The organism is Geovibrio sp. ADMFC3 (genome assembly GCF_054687035.1).
The window spans coordinates 1,805,612-1,821,820 of the sequence record NZ_BAAFZG010000002.1; the positions used below are offsets into that span (position 1 = coordinate 1,805,612).

Genomic DNA, 16,209 nt, shown 5'->3' on the forward strand with positions numbered 1-16,209 from the left:
GACACTTATTCTCCTCTCTTAAGGCGCTCTATTTCTTCTCTTATAACCATTTCTGCTATTTCCGGAAGCACTTCTCTCAGCACTTCCTCCATTTTTTCGGAAAGAACTTCCTGTATTGCACTTTTCAGCATCCCGCTGTCCAGTGAACGGTAAACTATCTCTTTTATCTCTTCCTGCGCCAGACCTTGAGACTGTACTGCTGCGGGCTGCGGTGCTTCCTCTTCAATGTCCTTCAGCGGGGCAAACTGTTCTTCGGGAAATTCCTCAAAGGCTGTAAGCTCTGCTTCATCATCCGGCATAATAGCTGCTTCGGGCTCTTCTTCCGGTGCAGGAGTTTCTGCTATCTCTTCTTCAGCCGCTTCAAAGAGATGTTCAGGGAGAATTTCTTCAGCTTCAGGTTCTGTTTCCGGTTCGGGCATTTCTGTTAATGCTTCCTCCGGTTCTTCTTCCCGTATGATTGCAGGTTCGGAAAGATCTTCATCTGTGAGTTGGGGAATCTCCGCCCCTGCATCATCAGCCGGAGTGAGGTCAGCAAAGTCTGTGTCGATGGGCATGCTCTCAAGCGCTTCTGCTGTGAGGTCTGGTTCCTGCGCCTCTTCAACAATCTCACCGTCCACCGGTGCGTCTGTCTGCAGAAATCCTTCGGGGATCAAATCCAGCGCTGTTTCTTCTATTTCGGTAATCTCTTCCGCTGCGGGCTCTTCCGGCTGAATTTCTTCCTCCGGCTCTTTCGGTTTGCCGTCGGCAACCTCTTCCACGCTTATCTGTGTTAACCCGGCAAAGATATCATTTTCGTCTGTTTCCTGTTTCTGCTCTTCTGCTGCTTTAGGCTCACTGAGAGCGCTTTCTTCATCCACTGTCATGAATCCGGCAAAGGGGTCGGTCTCTTCCGGTTCTTCTTCAATGATATATTCAGGAGCAGGTTCTTCCTTTTCTACGAGTTCGTCCAGAAGATCCGTAAAATCCTCCGGTGCAGTTTCGGGTATTTCCTGTTCCTCTTCTATAACTTCTGCTTCCGGAACATCAGTTTCCTCAAGCCCTTTAAGGAAAGAGTCGAGATCTTCATCCGGCTGTTCGTCAGTGTCTTCGATTACTATTTCGGGTTCGGGTTCGTCAGTTTCAGCGAAAAGGTTTCCAAGCTCCGCTTTTTCCTCTTCTGATACTGCTATAGAGGGTTCTGCATCGTCATCAAACGGGAATTCCTCTTCGTTTTCACCATACAGATCAAGTGGTTCCTGAACTTCTTCCGGTTCATCCGCTGAGAAGATATCATCTGCTGATGGTATTTCCTCCGCAGGTTCGTCAGTTACCACTTCTTCGGCAGTTATATCAGCATCTGCAAATTCCGCCGCAGAAAGCGCATCTTCTTCCGGAGATGCCTCAATCTCGGCTTCGTCCTCTGATTCCGGCTCTTCATCCTTAACGTCCGTTTCAGAGGGGATTCCCTGAAGATCAATGAATTGTGCTTCCTCTTCAGCCTGTGTTTCTTCCGGCTCAAGGATTTCCGTCTCTTCCTCCGCTATTACCTGTTCGGGCATAGCAGGCGCCGGAGCAGAGGCAGGAACCTCACGTACAGAGTTGAGTCCGTAATTAATTTTTGCTTCTATCGCCTGTGAGTCAAATGGTTTGAAAAGGTAATCATCTGCACCTGATTTAATGAGGTCGTTATCATCAAACTGGTCAAATGCACCGGTAAGAAGGATGATCCAGGCATCCTGGGCAAGGGAGCGTATCTTCCCTATGAAGTCAAGAAGGGTTATCCCCTCAAGCTTGTTATCCAGCAGAACAATGTCAGCGGGGGAGTTTTTCAGCTTCATCACGGCATCGTCAGCGGAAAAGGTTTTCTCCGTGATGAATTTATCTTTATCGATGCAGATGTCTATTACCCTGTGAATGGTAACGCTGTCGTCAATCAGTAAGATCTTTTTCATGGAACCCCTCACCGAGCCTGCTGTACTGCGGTCAATTTTGCCCTATTAAGCTAAACTAGCACCAAATAACGGCAAAATCAAATAATTAGTCCCTTATGGGACCTTATGCACTGTTTAAGAATCGTACAGAGGATAAAAAACCTTAGTTTTGTCCGCCGCATGGGTTTTCCGGAGGGAAACCGAGTTTTTTTACCATTCTTTCATAAACAACAGGCGGAACAAACTTGGAAACATCGCCGCCGAGGCTTGCTATCTCACGCACCATGCTGGAGCTTAGGAAGATATACTGCTGTGAAGGCATGAGAAATACGGTGTCCAGCTTCGGGTCGAGCTTGCGGTTCATAAGTGCTAGCTGAAGCTCATACTCATAATCAGACACCGCACGCAGACCTCTTATAACTATCTGACTGTCCATCCTCTGCATAAAGTTTACCAGAAGGCAGGAGAAAGGGACAACACGTATGTTTTTTATCTCCTGTGTGGCGATTTTTGCCATGTCGGTTCTTTCTTCAATGGAGAAGAGGGTGCTTTTCTTTTCGCTTTTTGCAACTGCCAGTATTACTTCGTCAAAAAGCATTGAGCTTCTTTTGAGGATGTCGAGGTGCCCCATTGTCATGGGGTCAAAGGTTCCGGGATAAACTGCTCTTTTCATATCTGCATCCGTTTTAAGTAATATATTGCTGTTTCACCGTACTTCTTTTCCTTCAGAATCTCAAAATTCTCAGGCTCCGCAGGGAAAAAAGTGCGGGTGCTTTCCTCATAGATAAGAACGCCGTCAGGCTGTAAGATCCCGTTTTCGTATATCAGGTTCATTATTTCCTGTGGGTCAAACAGTCCGTAGGGCGGGTCAATGAAAATTATATCAAAGGATGTATTGAGACGGGGGATCTCTTTTTTCACGTCCCCCTTTATTATCCGTGTATTTGCGAGCTTTGCGGTGAGGATATTTTTTTTGATTATATCAGTGGAGAGGTCAATGAAAACGGCGGAAGCCGCTCCTCTGCTTAAGGCTTCTATTCCGAATGCTCCTGTCCCGGCACAGAGATCAAGCACTGCGGCATTTTCTGTTTCATCAAAAAGGGACGAAAAAACAGCCTGTCTGACCTTATCTGTTGTGGGTCTGACGGATGAGTTCTTCGGCGTATGAAGCTGAATTCCTTTCAGGGTTCCTGCCGTTATTCTCAAAAATATGCTCCTTTGCTTTCAGGCAGATTTCAGGCAAGGATGTCTGAAAATCTTCACCGATGATGATTTTATCAGGGAAATGTTTTCTTGCAAGGGACTTATAACCGAAGAATTTGTGAATATCTGCCTGCGAGGCGTAGATCTCCCCATAATTATGCAGAAATATCAGTATAATAAGTGTTTTTACCATATCGCCGAACGCAGGGTGGTAAAATCCGCCTTTTATGGAATCTTCAAGGCTGTCTGTTGATTGAAGCCCGGTGCGGATTACATTTGTACCCGCTGATGTGAGTGCGGCATATGCGTATGCGGTGCGGAGAAGCATCTCCGCAGGAGAGGGGGGGGTATAACAGTCTGCTTTGTATAATTCCGCAAGCTCTGTATCTGCAAGAACAACAGTGGGGTAGATTCGGGCGTAAGCAGGTTTAAGTTCAGCCAGCGAATCGGCAGTATTGGCAACATCTGCGGCTGTTTCGCCGTACATTCCGGTCATCATCTGAACTCCGGTGATGAATCTTCTGCTCACTGACTTGATTGCCTTGAGGCAGGTTTCTGCATCATATGGGCGCTTATTAAGACTCAGCACTCCGTCAGAGAGAGACTGCACGCCGAGTTCAACAGTGCGCACTCCGAAGGCTTCAGCTTCGTCCAGCACATCATCCTCAACGCAGTCGGGGCTTGTGGAAAAGCGGAGTCTGTCAAAACCTTTTTCACGGGCGAGTTCATACAGTGCCAGTCTGTCCTTTTGGGGGATGCAGGTAAAGCTGCCTCCGTAAAATGCCAGTTCGTCCCATTTGTCTGAATAAGAAAGATAATCAGAGATTTGCCGTGAGGCATTTTCCAGAAGACTTCCGCCGCCCGTTCCGGTAATTCTGTTCTGATTGCAGTAGACACACCTGTTTCTGCACCCCGCAAAAGGGATGAAAACAGGGAGGATTCTTCTAGGAAACGTGTGCAAGGCGGTTCAGGGCCTTGGTGGCGGCGACTTTTTCCGCACTTTTTTTGCTTTTGCCTTCGCCTGTCTCATGGAGAATTCCTTCAATGGTAAGCTCGACAACAAAGGTTTTATTATGCTCCGGTCCCACCTCTTTAAGCACGGTGTATTCGGGCAGTACGCCGTAGATTTTCTGGGTGAGTTTCTGGAGTTCGCTTTTTGAGTCTATGAAACTGTTGGTGGAAATGTCTTCGTCTATGCGTTTGCCGAAGAGATGGATTATGGTTTCTCTCGCAGTGTCATATCCGCCGTCACGGTATATTGCTGCAACAAGCGACTCGAATATATCACATAGAAGAGAGTCCTTAAACATTCCCCCGCTTGCCTTTTCCCCTTTGCCGAGGAGAACGAAACGTCCAAGACCTATCTCGTGGGCTATGATGCTTAAAAAGCCTTCGCTGACAAAGTACCCTCTTAGCTTTGAGAGAGTTCCTTCATCATAATCTCTGTATTTTTCAAGGAGATATTCTGTGATAACAAGCTGTAAAACCGCATCACCGAGGAATTCCAGACGTTCATAGTTTGTTTTAGTTCTCTTCTCGTGGGAATAAGATCTGTGGGTGAGAGCTTCAAGAAGGAGACTCCTGTTCGTAAATTGATACGACAGGAGTCTCTCAAGATTTTCGTATTTAACCGGTTCGCCGTGACTACTCATACTTTTTCAGCAAGATAGTTGCGTTTGTTCCTCCGAAGCCGAAAGAGTTGCTTAATCCGTAGCGGATATCAAGCTTTTCAGCTTTATTTGGCACATAGTCAAGATCGCAGTCAGGATCCGGCGTTTCAAGGTTGATTGTGGGGGGTATGATGCCTGTTTTTATAGACATGGCAAGATAAGCCGCCTCAACACTGCCCGCAGCGCCGAGCAGGTGACCAGTCATCGATTTTGTGGAGCTGATTTTAAGCTTTCCTGCGTGGTCGCCAAAAACGCCTTTAATAGCTCTTGTTTCGATGGCGTCATTATATGGAGTGGATGTACCGTGGGCGTTGATGTAGTTGATTTCATCAGCGTTTATTCCGGCATCCTTAATAGCCATTCTCATTGTTCTCATAGCGCCGTCACCGGATTCGTCAGGTGCTGTCATGTGGTATGCATCACCTGTGAGACCGTAGCCTGCGACTTCGGCGTAGATTTTTGCGCCGCGCGCTTTTGCGTGTTCAAGCTCTTCAAGGATCAGAATACCTGAGCCTTCTCCCATAACAAATCCGTTTCTGTCTTTGTCGAAGGGTCTGCTGGCTTTTTCAGGTTCTTCGTTCCTTTTTGCCAGTGCTTTCATGTTGGAGAAGCCGCCCACTGCAAGCTCAGTGATGGAAGCTTCCGCTCCGCCCGCAACCATGCAGTCCGCATCGCCTCGTGCAATGATTTTGAAGGCATCGCCTATGGCGTGTGTGCCTGTGGCGCATGCAGTTACGATGCTGAGGTTGGGTCCTTTAAGTCCGTAGCGTATGGAAACGGCTCCGCTGCCCATGTTGATGATGGATGCAGGGATGAAGAAAGGGGAGATCTTTTTGATTCCGCCTGCAATGTATGCCGCTTTAGTGTCTTCGGTGGATTTGAAACCGCCTATTCCTGAACCTATGATAACGCCGAAACGCTCTTTATCCACAGCGTCAAGGTTCATGTCTGCATCTCTGAACGCTATTTCCGCCGCAGCAAGTGCGAAAACAATGAACTCGTCAAATCTTTTGATATCTTTTTTATCGACAAGTTCTTCGGGATTGAAGTTTTTAACTTCACCGGCAATTTTTACGGGAAATTCGGATGTGTCAAATTTGGTAATCTGTCCGATACCGCTTTTACCGGCTATGAGGTTTGTCCAGTTTTCATCGTTTCCGACTCCGACCGGTGTCACAAGACCGATTCCGGTGATAACAACCCTTCTACTCACAGGTTCCTCCTGTTTGTTTTGATCTTCTGATAAGACACTGCCCGCAGTTTTATACTCTGCGGGAAGTGCGTGTTTCTGCTTAAAATTACTTCGCTGATTCGATGTAGCTGATAGCGTCGCCGACAGTTTTGATCTTTTCTGCTTCCTCATCGGGAATTTCAAGATCGAACTCTTCTTCAAAAGCCATGATAAGCTCTACTGTGTCAAGAGAGTCAGCATCAAGGTCATCGATGAAAGAAGCTTCGGGTTTAACATCTGCTTCGTCAACGTTAAGCTGTTTAACTATAATTTCTTTTACTTTTCCTGCGATATCCATTCAAATCCTCCTGGAGTTTCTTTCATTTTTTCAGCGGTGCTTATACGTACATTCCGCCGTTAACATGAATGGTCTGTCCTGTTATGTAATCCGATCCGGAGCCCGCAAGGAATAATGCCGTATCTGCCACGTCCTTCCCTGTGCCGAAAACGGCGAGGGGGATCATGGAGATCATTTTCTGCTGAATCTCCTCGCTGAGTCCGTCCGTCATATCAGTTGTTATAAATCCGGGCGCAATTGCGTTTACTCTGATGCCCCTTGAGGCAAATTCCAGAGCCGCTGTTTTGGTAAGCCCGATAAGCCCCGCCTTGCTGGCAACATAATTTGCCTGCCCTGCGTTGCCCATGAACCCTACGATGCTAGATACATTTATTATCTTGCCGTAGCGTTTTTTCATCATGCCTTTTACTGCAAAACGGGTGCAGAGAAAAGCACTTTTAAGGTTTACGTCCATAACTGTCTGCCAGTCTTCGGTTTTCATTCTCATGAGAAGACCGTCTTTGGTTATGCCCGCATTATTTACAAGTATGTCAACTGTGGAGCCTGTCACTTCTTCCACTTTGTCAAACATAGCTTTAACTTCTTCTTCATCTGCAACATTCGCCTTAACGGCAAATGCTTTGCCCCCTGCATCTGTTATGGCTTTTACCACTTCGTCTGCTTTTGCGGGGCTTGAGGAGTAGTTAACAGCAACATAAGCGCCCTGAGCGGCAAATGCCAGCGCCATATCTTTTCCTATTCCTCTGGAGGCTCCGGTTATAAGGGCAATTTTATCTTTAAGCATGTTGTTTACTCCTTCAGCACACGGCCTTTTCATAGGGCTGTGTGGTTTCTATAACCCGTCCTCGTCACCGAGAACGCCGATGTTTTTGAGTTCAATCTCTTTATTGATCTTCTTTACAAGCCCGGTGAGAACTTTGCCCGCACCGACTTCTATTATAGCACTTACACCTGATGATGCCATGTTTTCAACGGACTTTGTCCAGAGAACAGGGCTTGAAACCTGCTGAACAAGTGAGTTGTACACCGTTTCGGCATCTGTTTCAATCTCAGCTTTTACGTTATTGAAAACAGGAGTGTGCAGGCTGTTTATTGTAATATTTTTAAGGTAAGCAGCCATCTTATCCGCAGCAGGCTTCATAAGGCTGCAATGGAAAGGGGCGCTCACCGGAAGCAGGATCGCCCTTTTTGCTCCGGCTTCCTTGATTTTTTCACAGAAAAGGTTAACCGCATCAACATTGCCTGCGACCACAGTCTGCCCCGGGCAATTGAAGTTAGCCGGTTCAACCACTGAACCTGAGCTGCTGCATGCCTTGCACACATCGGCTATTACGGAGTCATCTGCGCCCATAACGGCAGCCATAGCCCCTGTTCCCACCGGAACAGCCTCCTGCATGAATTTACCTCTGTTATGAACAGCAAGAACAGCATCTTCAAAGCTTATTCCGCCTGCCGCCACAAGAGCGGAGTATTCACCTAAGGAATGTCCTGCGAAGAAATCCGCATTTATTTTATGTTTCACCGCTTCCCATATGCCGATGCTCATAGTGAGCAGGGCGGGCTGGGTGTTGAATGTCAGTTTAAGCTCTTCTTCCGGCCCATTGAACATTATGGAAGTAAGGCTGTAGCCCAGAACTTCGTCAGCTTTGTCAAAAACTCTGCGAACTTCTGCGTATTTGTCGTAAAAATCTTTCCCCATTCCGGCAAACTGCGAGCCCTGACCGGGGAAAACCACTGCGGTTTTTGCCATGTCGTTACCGTCCGTATTTCGTTTTTAGAATGTGAAAACCATGCTGCCCCAGGTGAGACCCCCGCCAAAAGCGGCGCAGGCGATATTCATGCCTCTTGTCAGAGTACCGTTTCTCACTACTCCGTCAAAGGCGGTGGGGATGGTTGCGGCGGAAGTGTTGCCGTATTTATCAAGATTAATAACAACTTTTTCAGGGGGCAGTTTAAGCCTTTTTGCTGTGGCGTCAATGATGCGCAGGTTCGCCTGATGGGGTATAAGGAAGTCTATATCCTCATATGTGAGCCCGCTGGAAAGAACCGCTGCATCGGCTGCGTCTGACATAGCCCTGACTGCTATTTTGAATATTTCGTTTCCGCTCATGTGGAGCAGGTTGTCTTCGATGCTGCGCTCTTTTCTCTCCGCAAGGAAGGTTGAACCGAGAGATTCCAGAGTGAGTAGCCCGCCGAAGCTTCCGTCTGCATAGGCATGAACACTGCGTATTCCCGGTTCGCTGTCAGCACCGATTACCGCTGCACCGGCTCCGTCACCGAAGAGAATGCAGGTGCTTCTGTCTGACCAGTCAAGCCCGGCTGTGAGCCTTTCTGCGCCTATCACGAGGATTTTTTTTGCAGAGCCGGAACGGATAAGCCCGTTGGCAATGTTTACTGCATATATAAAACCTGAGCATGCTGCCGTGAGGTCAAAGGCAAAACAGCCTTTGATTCCAAGCATTCTCTGCACGTTGCAGGCGGTTGAGGGCATTGTGGTATCAGGAGTGAGGGATGCGACTATGATGCCGTCCAGCTCCTCCGGTTTTACACCTGCCATGTCAAGGGCATTAACGGCGGCGCCGTATGCCATTTCACCGCAGGTCATGTTTTTGGCTATTCTGCGTTCTTTGATACCGGTTCTGGTAACTATCCATTCGTCAGAAGTTTCGAGAAACTTTTCAAAATCATGGTTGGTCATTACATCCGGCGGAAAGCAGGAGCCGGTTCCCAGAAATCTTGAATATATATTCATCTATACCACCGCAGGCAGGCTGATTTTATTCAGCCTGCGGGTTTTTTTTCTTGAATTTACCGATGATATTATCCAAAAAAGACACATCTTTGTCAACTTCTAAAACCCCGATGGAGTCAGCGAGTTTTTCCTGAATAACTTTGTTGAGATTGTGTTCGGCAAGCTCTTTTGCCACTCTGATGCCGTTTTTGACGGCATTTTCGTTGGAGCTTCCGTGTCCTATAATACAGACGCCTTCAACACCGAGAAGCGGCGCTCCGCCGTATTCGGTATAGTCGGCTCTTTCTTTAACACGCATAAGGGCTTTTCTCGCCAGAAGCGCACCGGCTTTCGCCCAGAATGAGCTTGTAATCTCCTCTTTAAGCATTTTGGAGATGTACCATCCTGCGGATTCCGCTACTTTGAGAGCAACATTTCCGGAAAAGCCGTCACACACCACAACATCCGTTGTGCCTCTGAAAAGATCCTTGCCTTCCACATTTCCGTAGAAGTTGATGGAACTGCCCAAAGAGCGCAGAAGAGTGTGAACCGATTTTGTTGTTTCATTGCCCTTCACATCCTCTTCTCCGATACTGAGAAGCCCGATGGATGGCTTGGAAAGCCCCAGAACTATCTGGGCAAAGACACTGCCCATGATGGCGAACTGGAGATAGTTAAGCGGCTTGCAGTCAACATTAGCGCCGACATCAAGCATAACGGTATGCCCCTTTATATTGGGGAGGACAGCGCCGATCGCCGGTCTGTCTATACCGTTCAGCGTGCGGAGAACCATGATAGCCACAGCCATGACCGCACCTGTATTGCCTGCGCTGAAAAATGCGTCTGCATCACCGTTTTTAACATGCTTAAGACCTGCGTGGATGGATGAATTTCTTTTCCCTCTCACTATCATGGAGGGGGAGTCATCCATAGTCACCACATCTTCCGCATGGTCAATTTCAATTTTAGAGGAGGGGAACCTGCCGCATGAGTCAAGCTCTTTTTTAATAAGCTCTTCCCTGCCCACAAGGAGTATATTCGCTCCGTATTCGTTGCAGGCGGCAACGGCTCCTTTTACAATCTCCTCCGGGGCGTGGTCGCCGCCCATGGCATCAACCACAATCCTCATGTCAGATTTCAGCCGTCTTAATTACCTGCACTTTTTTGTAGTAACCGCAGGAAGGGCAAACTCTGTGAGGAAGCTTAAGCTCACCGCAGTTTTCGCATTTGCCGAAAGACTGAGCTGTAGCGTGGTGGTGGCTTCTTCTGTTACCTTTTTTGCGACGTGTTGTCTTTTTCTTCGGTACACCCATTACCGTACTCCTTAATATTTTGCGCTGTCACCGTCTCTTAAGATAAAGAGCGGGGATGCGTCAGTTGTTTTTAAGTTTATTCAGAGCGTCCCAGCGGGGATCGCCTTCTTTAACTATCTCTTCGTTTTCGTCTTTAATAAGCTCGCTGCCGCAGGGCTTGGAGCATGTAACCTTCATGGGGAGCAGAAGCAGTGCTTCGGCCTCTGTTATTTCATCCGTATCAAGTTCATCACCGTCTATGAGGTAGGCGGAGGCGTCTTCATCTTCAAGCGCCAGCTCTTCAGGGAGATCGGTTCCTGCTCCTTTGAGTATCCTGACGCTTACGTCACCCGCAAGTTCAAGGATAACTTCCTCAAGGCATCTGTCGCAGGGCATTACTGCCTTTGCGGATATTTTGCCGTCAAGGTAAAACTCGCTTTTGCCGTCCCCCACGGGGAATATGCGTCCGGCGAAGGAGACCGATTCAAACTTCCCGCCTTCAAAGGAGAAGCTGCGTCCGGTGTTAATTTCTACGCCTGTGCTTTCAATGTCTTCCAGTATAATCTTCAAGTGTCATCCTGCCGAAAGGCTTATGTAAAATGGCTTTAGCGCCCTTGTTCCGACCATCTTTAAACACCCGCCGACAGGGCAGACTTCAAGTGGTCAAAATGAGGGAAAATCTTATATAGATTAAAATGGAAAGTCAAGATCAATCCGTCTTTCCGCAGAAAAGGGTGCGTCCTGCCCCTTTTCTGCACACGCTCGCGCCGAACTTCGTTCGTCTTCGCTTCGCACGGCGCAGCTCCTTCCATGGAGCTGTGGGACATTGCAGTCTGCTTGCTGTTTTATCGCAGAAAAGGGTACGTCCTGCCCTTTTTCTGCATATAGTATTGTATTACTGATTCTTGATAAACGTTCCTCTGTCAAGCTCATCGAATGCAATCTGAAGCTCTTCGTTTGTATTCATCACAATGGGTCCGCCCCATGCGATCGGCTCGTTCAGCGGCTGACCGGAGACAAGAACGAATCTGGCGCCGTTTTCTGAGTATGCCTTGAATGTGTCGCCGTAGTTAAAGAGAACAGCCTCCTTTTCTCCCGATGCCTTGGCGGAGTCGCCGAAAACAGCCTCTCCCTGCATAACGAATGCGAAGAGGTTTTCGTCCTCCGGGGTTTCCAGTGTCCATGTGTGTCCGGCTTTGACTGTGACATCAAGAAAGGTAACGGGGAGATGCTCGCCCTTCATGCCGCCTCGGTGTCCTTTGTATTCACCCGCCACAATGGCTATTGCAGCATCTTCATCATCAACCTTTGTAACGAGATCGGGTGTTATGTCACGGTATGCGGGTTCGGTCATTTTCTTTTTAGCGGCGAGGTTTACCCAAAGCTGAAGCCCGAACATGCGCTCTGACGGCTGAGGCATTTCCTGATGGAGTATGCCGCTTCCTGCTGTCATCCACTGACACGCACCGGAAGTTATCACTCCTTCATTGCCGAGGCTGTCCATATGCTCAATCTCACCTTCAATAAGATAGGTGACTGTTTCTATACCCCTGTGGGGGTGCATGGGAAACCCTTTTATATAGTCCGCAGGGTCTGTGGAGTCAAAGGCGTCCAGAAGCAGAAAAGGATCGAACTTTTCAGCGTTTCTTCTGCTCAATACACGGTTAAGATGTACTCCGGCTCCGTCCACCGAAGCTCTGCCTTTTACAGTTTCCTTAATTGTGCGAAGTTTCATGGGCAGCCTCCTTATCAGCTATAATATAAATGAGAATGGAGATATTGCAAGGAGCTGGGCAAATACAGTGTTTTTCTGACTTTTTTATAAATTGACACTTACTCCGCTGAGGGGTAAAGTCCGTTTGTTCAAAGCAGAAATCGCATTATGACTGAAAAAAAGGTGAAAAGATGAAGATTACCGTAATCGGCGCAGGCTATGTCGGTCTGGTTACAGCCGCTTGTCTGGCAGACACCGGCAATGAAGTGATGTGTGTTGAAAAAGTTTCCTCAAAACTTGAAACTCTTAAGAAAGGCGAATCACCTATTTATGAGCCGGGTCTTACTGAGGTTCTGAAAAAGAACATCGCATCCGGTAATATACGCTTTACCGACAGTATAGAAGACGGTGCAAAGTTTGCCGAAGCGGTTTTTCTTTGTGTAGGCACTCCCCAGAGTGACAGCGGAAAGGCGGATCTCTCACAGGTGGAGGAAGCGGCAAGGCAGATTGCCGAAGTTGCGGAAGGTTATAAACTTATTATAGAAAAATCCACCGTTCCCGTTAATACCCACAGAAGGGTAAAAATGACCCTGAAAAGATACGCTAATCCGAATGTGGTTTTTGATGTGGCTTCAAACCCCGAATTTCTCCGTGAGGGTTCGGCTCTTTACGATTTCACCAATCCTGACAGGATAGTGGCAGGTGTTGAGAGCGAAAGGGCAAAGGCAATTTTTGAAGAGCTGTACAAACCTTTTACAGAAAAAGGTTTTCCCCTGCTCATAACCACTCCTGCGGCGGCGGAGCTTATAAAGCATGCCTCTAACTCGTTCCTTGCACTGAAAATATCATATATTAATATGGTAGCCGATTTGTGTGAAAAGGTCGGTGCGGACATAGAACTTGTGGCGGAAGGCATGGGGCATGACAAACGAATCGGCCGGGCTTTTCTTAATGCCGGACTTGGCTACGGCGGAAGCTGTTTTCCCAAGGATATAAAGGCGTTTATCAATATGGCGGATGAAAACGGTGTGGATTTTTCCCTCCTTCAGGAGGCAGATTATATCAACGCCGGCAGAAGAACAAAGTATCTTGCCAAAATTGAAGACCTCCTCTGGATAATAAAAGATAAGAAAATCTGCATATGGGGGCTTGCTTTTAAACCCAATACAGACGATATAAGGGAAGCACCCGCCATTGATATAGTCCGTGAACTGACGGAGCAGGGGGCAGAACTGCGCCTGTGCGACCCGAAGGCGGAAGAGAATTTCAGAAGGCTTTTCCCTGAAAACGGACAGATAAAATACTATGATGATATGTACAAAGCCGCCGAAGGAGCTGACGCTCTTCTGCTCATAACAGAGTGGAAGGAGTTTGTTGAGGCGGATATAGAAAAGCTTAAGAGCATCATGACCCTGCCCCTTGTTATAGACGGCAGGAACGCATTTAAGCCGGAAAAAATGAAAGAACTCGGAGTTGAATATTACAGCATCGGCAGGTAAACAGAAAACAGTTCTGATAACAGGGGCGGCGGGCTTTATCGGCAGCCACCTCTGCGACCGCTTTTTGGCAGAGGGGTGGAAGGTTATAGGCATGGACAACCTTATTACAGGCTCCATGAATAATATAGCCCACCATCTCGGCAATGACTGTTTCAGGTTCATAAGATACAACGTAACAAACTACATACACATTGAAGGGAAGGTCGATCTGGTGCTTCATTTCGCCTGTCCCGCAAGCCCTGTGGATTATCTCAATTTTCCCATACAGACCCTTAAGGTTGATTCAGTGGGAACAATGCACACCCTCGGTCTCGCCAAAGAGAAAGGGGCACGCTATGTTTTCGCCTCCACATCCGAAGTGTACGGCGATCCGGAAATCCATCCCCAGCCTGAAACCTACTGGGGAAATGTAAATTCCGTGGGAAAACGTTCGGTTTATGACGAAGCGAAAAGGTTTTCCGAAGCCATGACAATGGCATACCACAGAACTCACGGAGTGGATGTGCGGATTGTCCGCATATTCAACACATATGGTCCCAGAATGAGACTCAATGACGGGCGGATCATACCGAACTTCGCTTATCAGGCACTTAAGGGCGAGCCTGTTACTGTGTATGGTGACGGCAGCCAGACAAGGAGCTTCTGCTTTATCTCCGACCTTGTGGAGGGGATATACAGAACCGCAATGCAGGACGGGCTGGACGGCGAGATATTTAATCTCGGCAATACGGATGAATACGCTGTGGAGGACTTTGCCCGTCTGATAATCGGTTTTCTGGGATCAAAATCTGAGATAGTTTTTAAACCTCTGCCGGAGGATGACCCCAGAAGAAGATGCCCGGATATAACAAAGGCGGAAAATACTCTGGGCTGGCGTCCTGTGGTTAGCATATACGAAGGTTTGAGGCAGACCATAGAGTTTTTCAGGCACACAATAAATCTTAACGGAGGGGAACAGAAGAATGGCTAAACTTCCTCTTTCTGTATGCCTTATTTCTTTTAATGAAGAAGATAATATAGAGCGGACAATAAAAAGTGTTTCGGACCTTGCTTCTGAAATAATAGTGGTGGATTCATACTCCACAGATAAAACTGTGGAAATTGCGGAAAAACTCGGCGCAAAGGTTTACAGCGAAGAGTGGAAAGGCTTTGAAAGGCAGAAAAACTCCTCAATGGAGAAATGCACCCAGCCCTGGATACTCTCCCTAGACTGTGATGAGGTTCCGGATGAAAATCTCCGCCACGCAATAGTCGGAGCTGTTTTAAGCGGCTCATACAATGGTTATACCCTGAACAGGCGTACGTTTTATGCGGGAAAGTTTCTCCGCTTTTCGTGGCAGCCCGACCGCAAGCTTCGCCTTGTGAAATCATCCGCCAAACCGGAATGGAAGGGCGGTGATATACATGAGTATCTCTGTGTGGATGGAGAAACCGGACGGCTTGAGGGCGAACTGCAGCACTATTCATATAAAGATATAGCAGACCACATGCACAGGCTCGTTAAATATGCGCAGCTTTCCGCAGGCGTCTACCGCAAAAAAGGGCGGAAGATGTCCTACTTCAAGCTTCTTTTCAGCCCGTGGGGAGCATTCCTGAAAAAGTTTATACTCCGTCTCGGTTTTCTGGACGGTTTCAGGGGCTTTCTTGCGGCTTTCAGCAGCTTTTTATATGTATTTCTTAAATATGTTTTCCTCTGGGAACTGGAGATGAAAAACCGTGACTCCTAAAGTTATTTCTGTCGGCAATATTTCCCTCGGCGGCACAGGCAAAACCCCCTTCACAATCAGGCTGACAAACTATTTTCTGGCACAGAGCAAAAAGGTCTGTGTTCTTTCAAGGGGCTACAAAGGCAAAATAGGTCTTGGTACCAATGTTATATCAGACGGTGAAAATATACTTATAAAGCCCCCTCTTGCGGCTGACGAGCCCTATATGATAGCGGAAAACTGCAAGGGTGCGATAGTTATCACCGGCAGAGAAAGGGCGGATTCTGCGGCTTATGCCATGGAGCATTTCAAACCGGATCTGTTTATTCTCGATGACGGCTTTCAGCATAAGCGTATGCACAGGGACTTGGACATTCTGCTCCTTGATTACAGAAAGCCTATCTCAACCGGTCTGCCGTTTCCTTTCGGTTATCTCAGGGAATTCCCCAAAGGGATACGCAGGGCGGATATAATTGTTTTCACAAGGGCGGATAATAACGAAGTGCCGAGCAATGTTGTTCCTCTGGTTAAGGACAAGCCTGTATTCTTCAGCAATATAGAGTTTAAAGGGATCAGAACTGCGGACGGACAGCTCCTCTCATCGGAAGATATGATGGGGAAAAAGTGCCTCGGTTTCTCAGGGATAGCAGGTGGCGGAAGATTTTTTGCATTTCTCTATGAAAACGGCATAAACGTGGTTAAAAACAGGCAGTTCCCTGATCACATGCACTACTGCTGTAAAACTCTGGACAGGCTTGAGGACATAGTGGAACATTATAAGCTTGATATGATAGTTACAACCCAGAAAGACTTTGTGAAAATATCCGAAGACCGCCGCCACAAATATGCCTATGCGGAAATAGACATTGCTCTCAATGATGAGGAAGGTTTTTTCGGGGAAATAACAAAGAAATTATTCTGATCTATTTTTAGTCTTTGTCGATGTGAGGACGGC

At 47.5% G+C, this 16,209-nt stretch carries 18 protein-coding genes; 4 read left to right on the forward strand and 14 right to left on the reverse strand.

What is annotated here, in order from left to right; all coding sequences use genetic code 11:
- Positions 1-5: 5 nt before the first annotated feature.
- From ACYRYY_RS08980 to ACYRYY_RS09045, 14 genes are all read right to left on the reverse strand, one after another.
- Complete coding sequence (locus tag ACYRYY_RS08980) at positions 6-1,931, reverse strand: response regulator (RefSeq protein WP_460215265.1); 1,926 nt, start codon at positions 1,929-1,931, stop codon at positions 6-8.
- A gap of 142 nt (positions 1,932-2,073) precedes the next feature.
- Positions 2,074-2,583, reverse strand: coding sequence for a pantetheine-phosphate adenylyltransferase (gene coaD, locus ACYRYY_RS08985; RefSeq protein ID WP_460215266.1), 510 nt, complete (start codon positions 2,581-2,583; stop codon positions 2,074-2,076).
- Positions 2,580-3,116 carry a 16S rRNA (guanine(966)-N(2))-methyltransferase RsmD gene (gene rsmD, locus ACYRYY_RS08990; protein WP_460215267.1) on the reverse strand — a complete coding sequence of 179 codons (537 nt, stop codon included), beginning with the start codon at positions 3,114-3,116 and terminating at the stop codon, positions 2,580-2,582. The genes coaD and rsmD overlap by 4 nt, the downstream gene beginning before the upstream one ends.
- Entirely contained in the window at positions 3,037-4,074 is a 1,038-nt protein-coding gene (locus ACYRYY_RS08995) for a radical SAM protein (RefSeq protein ID WP_460215268.1), read from the reverse strand. Before ACYRYY_RS08995 ends, rsmD begins: the two co-directional genes overlap by 80 nt.
- Positions 4,058-4,765 (reverse strand): ribonuclease III, encoded by a 708-nt coding sequence (gene rnc, locus ACYRYY_RS09000; RefSeq protein ID WP_460215269.1) that lies wholly within the window; start codon positions 4,763-4,765, stop codon positions 4,058-4,060. The genes ACYRYY_RS08995 and rnc overlap by 17 nt, the downstream gene beginning before the upstream one ends.
- Positions 4,758-5,996, reverse strand: coding sequence for a beta-ketoacyl-ACP synthase II (gene fabF, locus ACYRYY_RS09005; RefSeq protein WP_460215270.1), 1,239 nt, complete (start codon positions 5,994-5,996; stop codon positions 4,758-4,760). Before fabF ends, rnc begins: the two co-directional genes overlap by 8 nt.
- Positions 5,997-6,081: 85 nt before the next feature.
- The gene (locus tag ACYRYY_RS09010; protein WP_460215271.1) at positions 6,082-6,312 is read right to left on the reverse strand and encodes an acyl carrier protein; all 231 of its coding nucleotides are present in this window, start codon (positions 6,310-6,312) and stop codon (positions 6,082-6,084) included.
- A gap of 40 nt (positions 6,313-6,352) precedes the next feature.
- On the reverse strand, positions 6,353-7,096 hold the full coding sequence (gene fabG / locus ACYRYY_RS09015) for a 3-oxoacyl-[acyl-carrier-protein] reductase (protein ID WP_460215272.1): 744 nt from the start codon (positions 7,094-7,096) through the stop codon (positions 6,353-6,355).
- Between the two features lie 48 nt (positions 7,097-7,144).
- On the reverse strand, positions 7,145-8,062 hold the full coding sequence (fabD, locus tag ACYRYY_RS09020) for an ACP S-malonyltransferase (protein WP_460215273.1): 918 nt from the start codon (positions 8,060-8,062) through the stop codon (positions 7,145-7,147).
- Positions 8,063-8,086: 24 nt separating this feature from the next.
- Positions 8,087-9,058 (reverse strand): beta-ketoacyl-ACP synthase III, encoded by a 972-nt coding sequence (locus ACYRYY_RS09025; RefSeq protein ID WP_460216480.1) that lies wholly within the window; start codon positions 9,056-9,058, stop codon positions 8,087-8,089.
- Positions 9,059-9,089: 31 nt separating this feature from the next.
- On the reverse strand, positions 9,090-10,172 hold the full coding sequence (plsX, locus tag ACYRYY_RS09030; protein ID WP_460215274.1) for a phosphate acyltransferase PlsX: 1,083 nt from the start codon (positions 10,170-10,172) through the stop codon (positions 9,090-9,092).
- Between the two features lies 1 nt (position 10,173).
- Positions 10,174-10,356 (reverse strand): 50S ribosomal protein L32, encoded by a 183-nt coding sequence (rpmF, locus tag ACYRYY_RS09035; RefSeq protein WP_460215275.1) that lies wholly within the window; start codon positions 10,354-10,356, stop codon positions 10,174-10,176.
- A gap of 60 nt (positions 10,357-10,416) precedes the next feature.
- Positions 10,417-10,905: a YceD family protein gene (locus ACYRYY_RS09040; protein ID WP_460215276.1), complete on the reverse strand. Its 489-nt coding sequence runs from the start codon at positions 10,903-10,905 to the stop codon at positions 10,417-10,419.
- 325 nt (positions 10,906-11,230) lie between these two features.
- On the reverse strand, positions 11,231-12,070 hold the full coding sequence (locus ACYRYY_RS09045) for a pirin family protein (protein ID WP_460215277.1): 840 nt from the start codon (positions 12,068-12,070) through the stop codon (positions 11,231-11,233).
- Positions 12,071-12,240: 170 nt separating this feature from the next.
- Here ACYRYY_RS09045 and ACYRYY_RS09050 point away from each other — a divergent pair, with 170 nt between their 5' ends.
- From ACYRYY_RS09050 to lpxK, 4 genes are read left to right on the forward strand one after another with little or no spacing between them, the layout of a single operon-like run.
- A complete protein-coding gene (locus ACYRYY_RS09050) occupies positions 12,241-13,548 on the forward strand; it encodes a UDP-glucose dehydrogenase family protein (RefSeq protein WP_460215278.1) in 1,308 nt (435 codons plus the stop codon).
- The gene (locus ACYRYY_RS09055; protein ID WP_460215279.1) at positions 13,523-14,518 is read left to right on the forward strand and encodes a UDP-glucuronic acid decarboxylase family protein; all 996 of its coding nucleotides are present in this window, start codon (positions 13,523-13,525) and stop codon (positions 14,516-14,518) included. The genes ACYRYY_RS09050 and ACYRYY_RS09055 overlap by 26 nt, the downstream gene beginning before the upstream one ends.
- Positions 14,511-15,275: a glycosyltransferase family 2 protein gene (locus ACYRYY_RS09060; RefSeq protein WP_460215280.1), complete on the forward strand. Its 765-nt coding sequence runs from the start codon at positions 14,511-14,513 to the stop codon at positions 15,273-15,275. Before ACYRYY_RS09055 ends, ACYRYY_RS09060 begins: the two co-directional genes overlap by 8 nt.
- A complete protein-coding gene (lpxK, locus tag ACYRYY_RS09065; RefSeq protein WP_460215281.1) occupies positions 15,265-16,176 on the forward strand; it encodes a tetraacyldisaccharide 4'-kinase in 912 nt (303 codons plus the stop codon). The genes ACYRYY_RS09060 and lpxK overlap by 11 nt, the downstream gene beginning before the upstream one ends.
- The last annotated feature ends 33 nt before the right edge of the window (positions 16,177-16,209 follow it).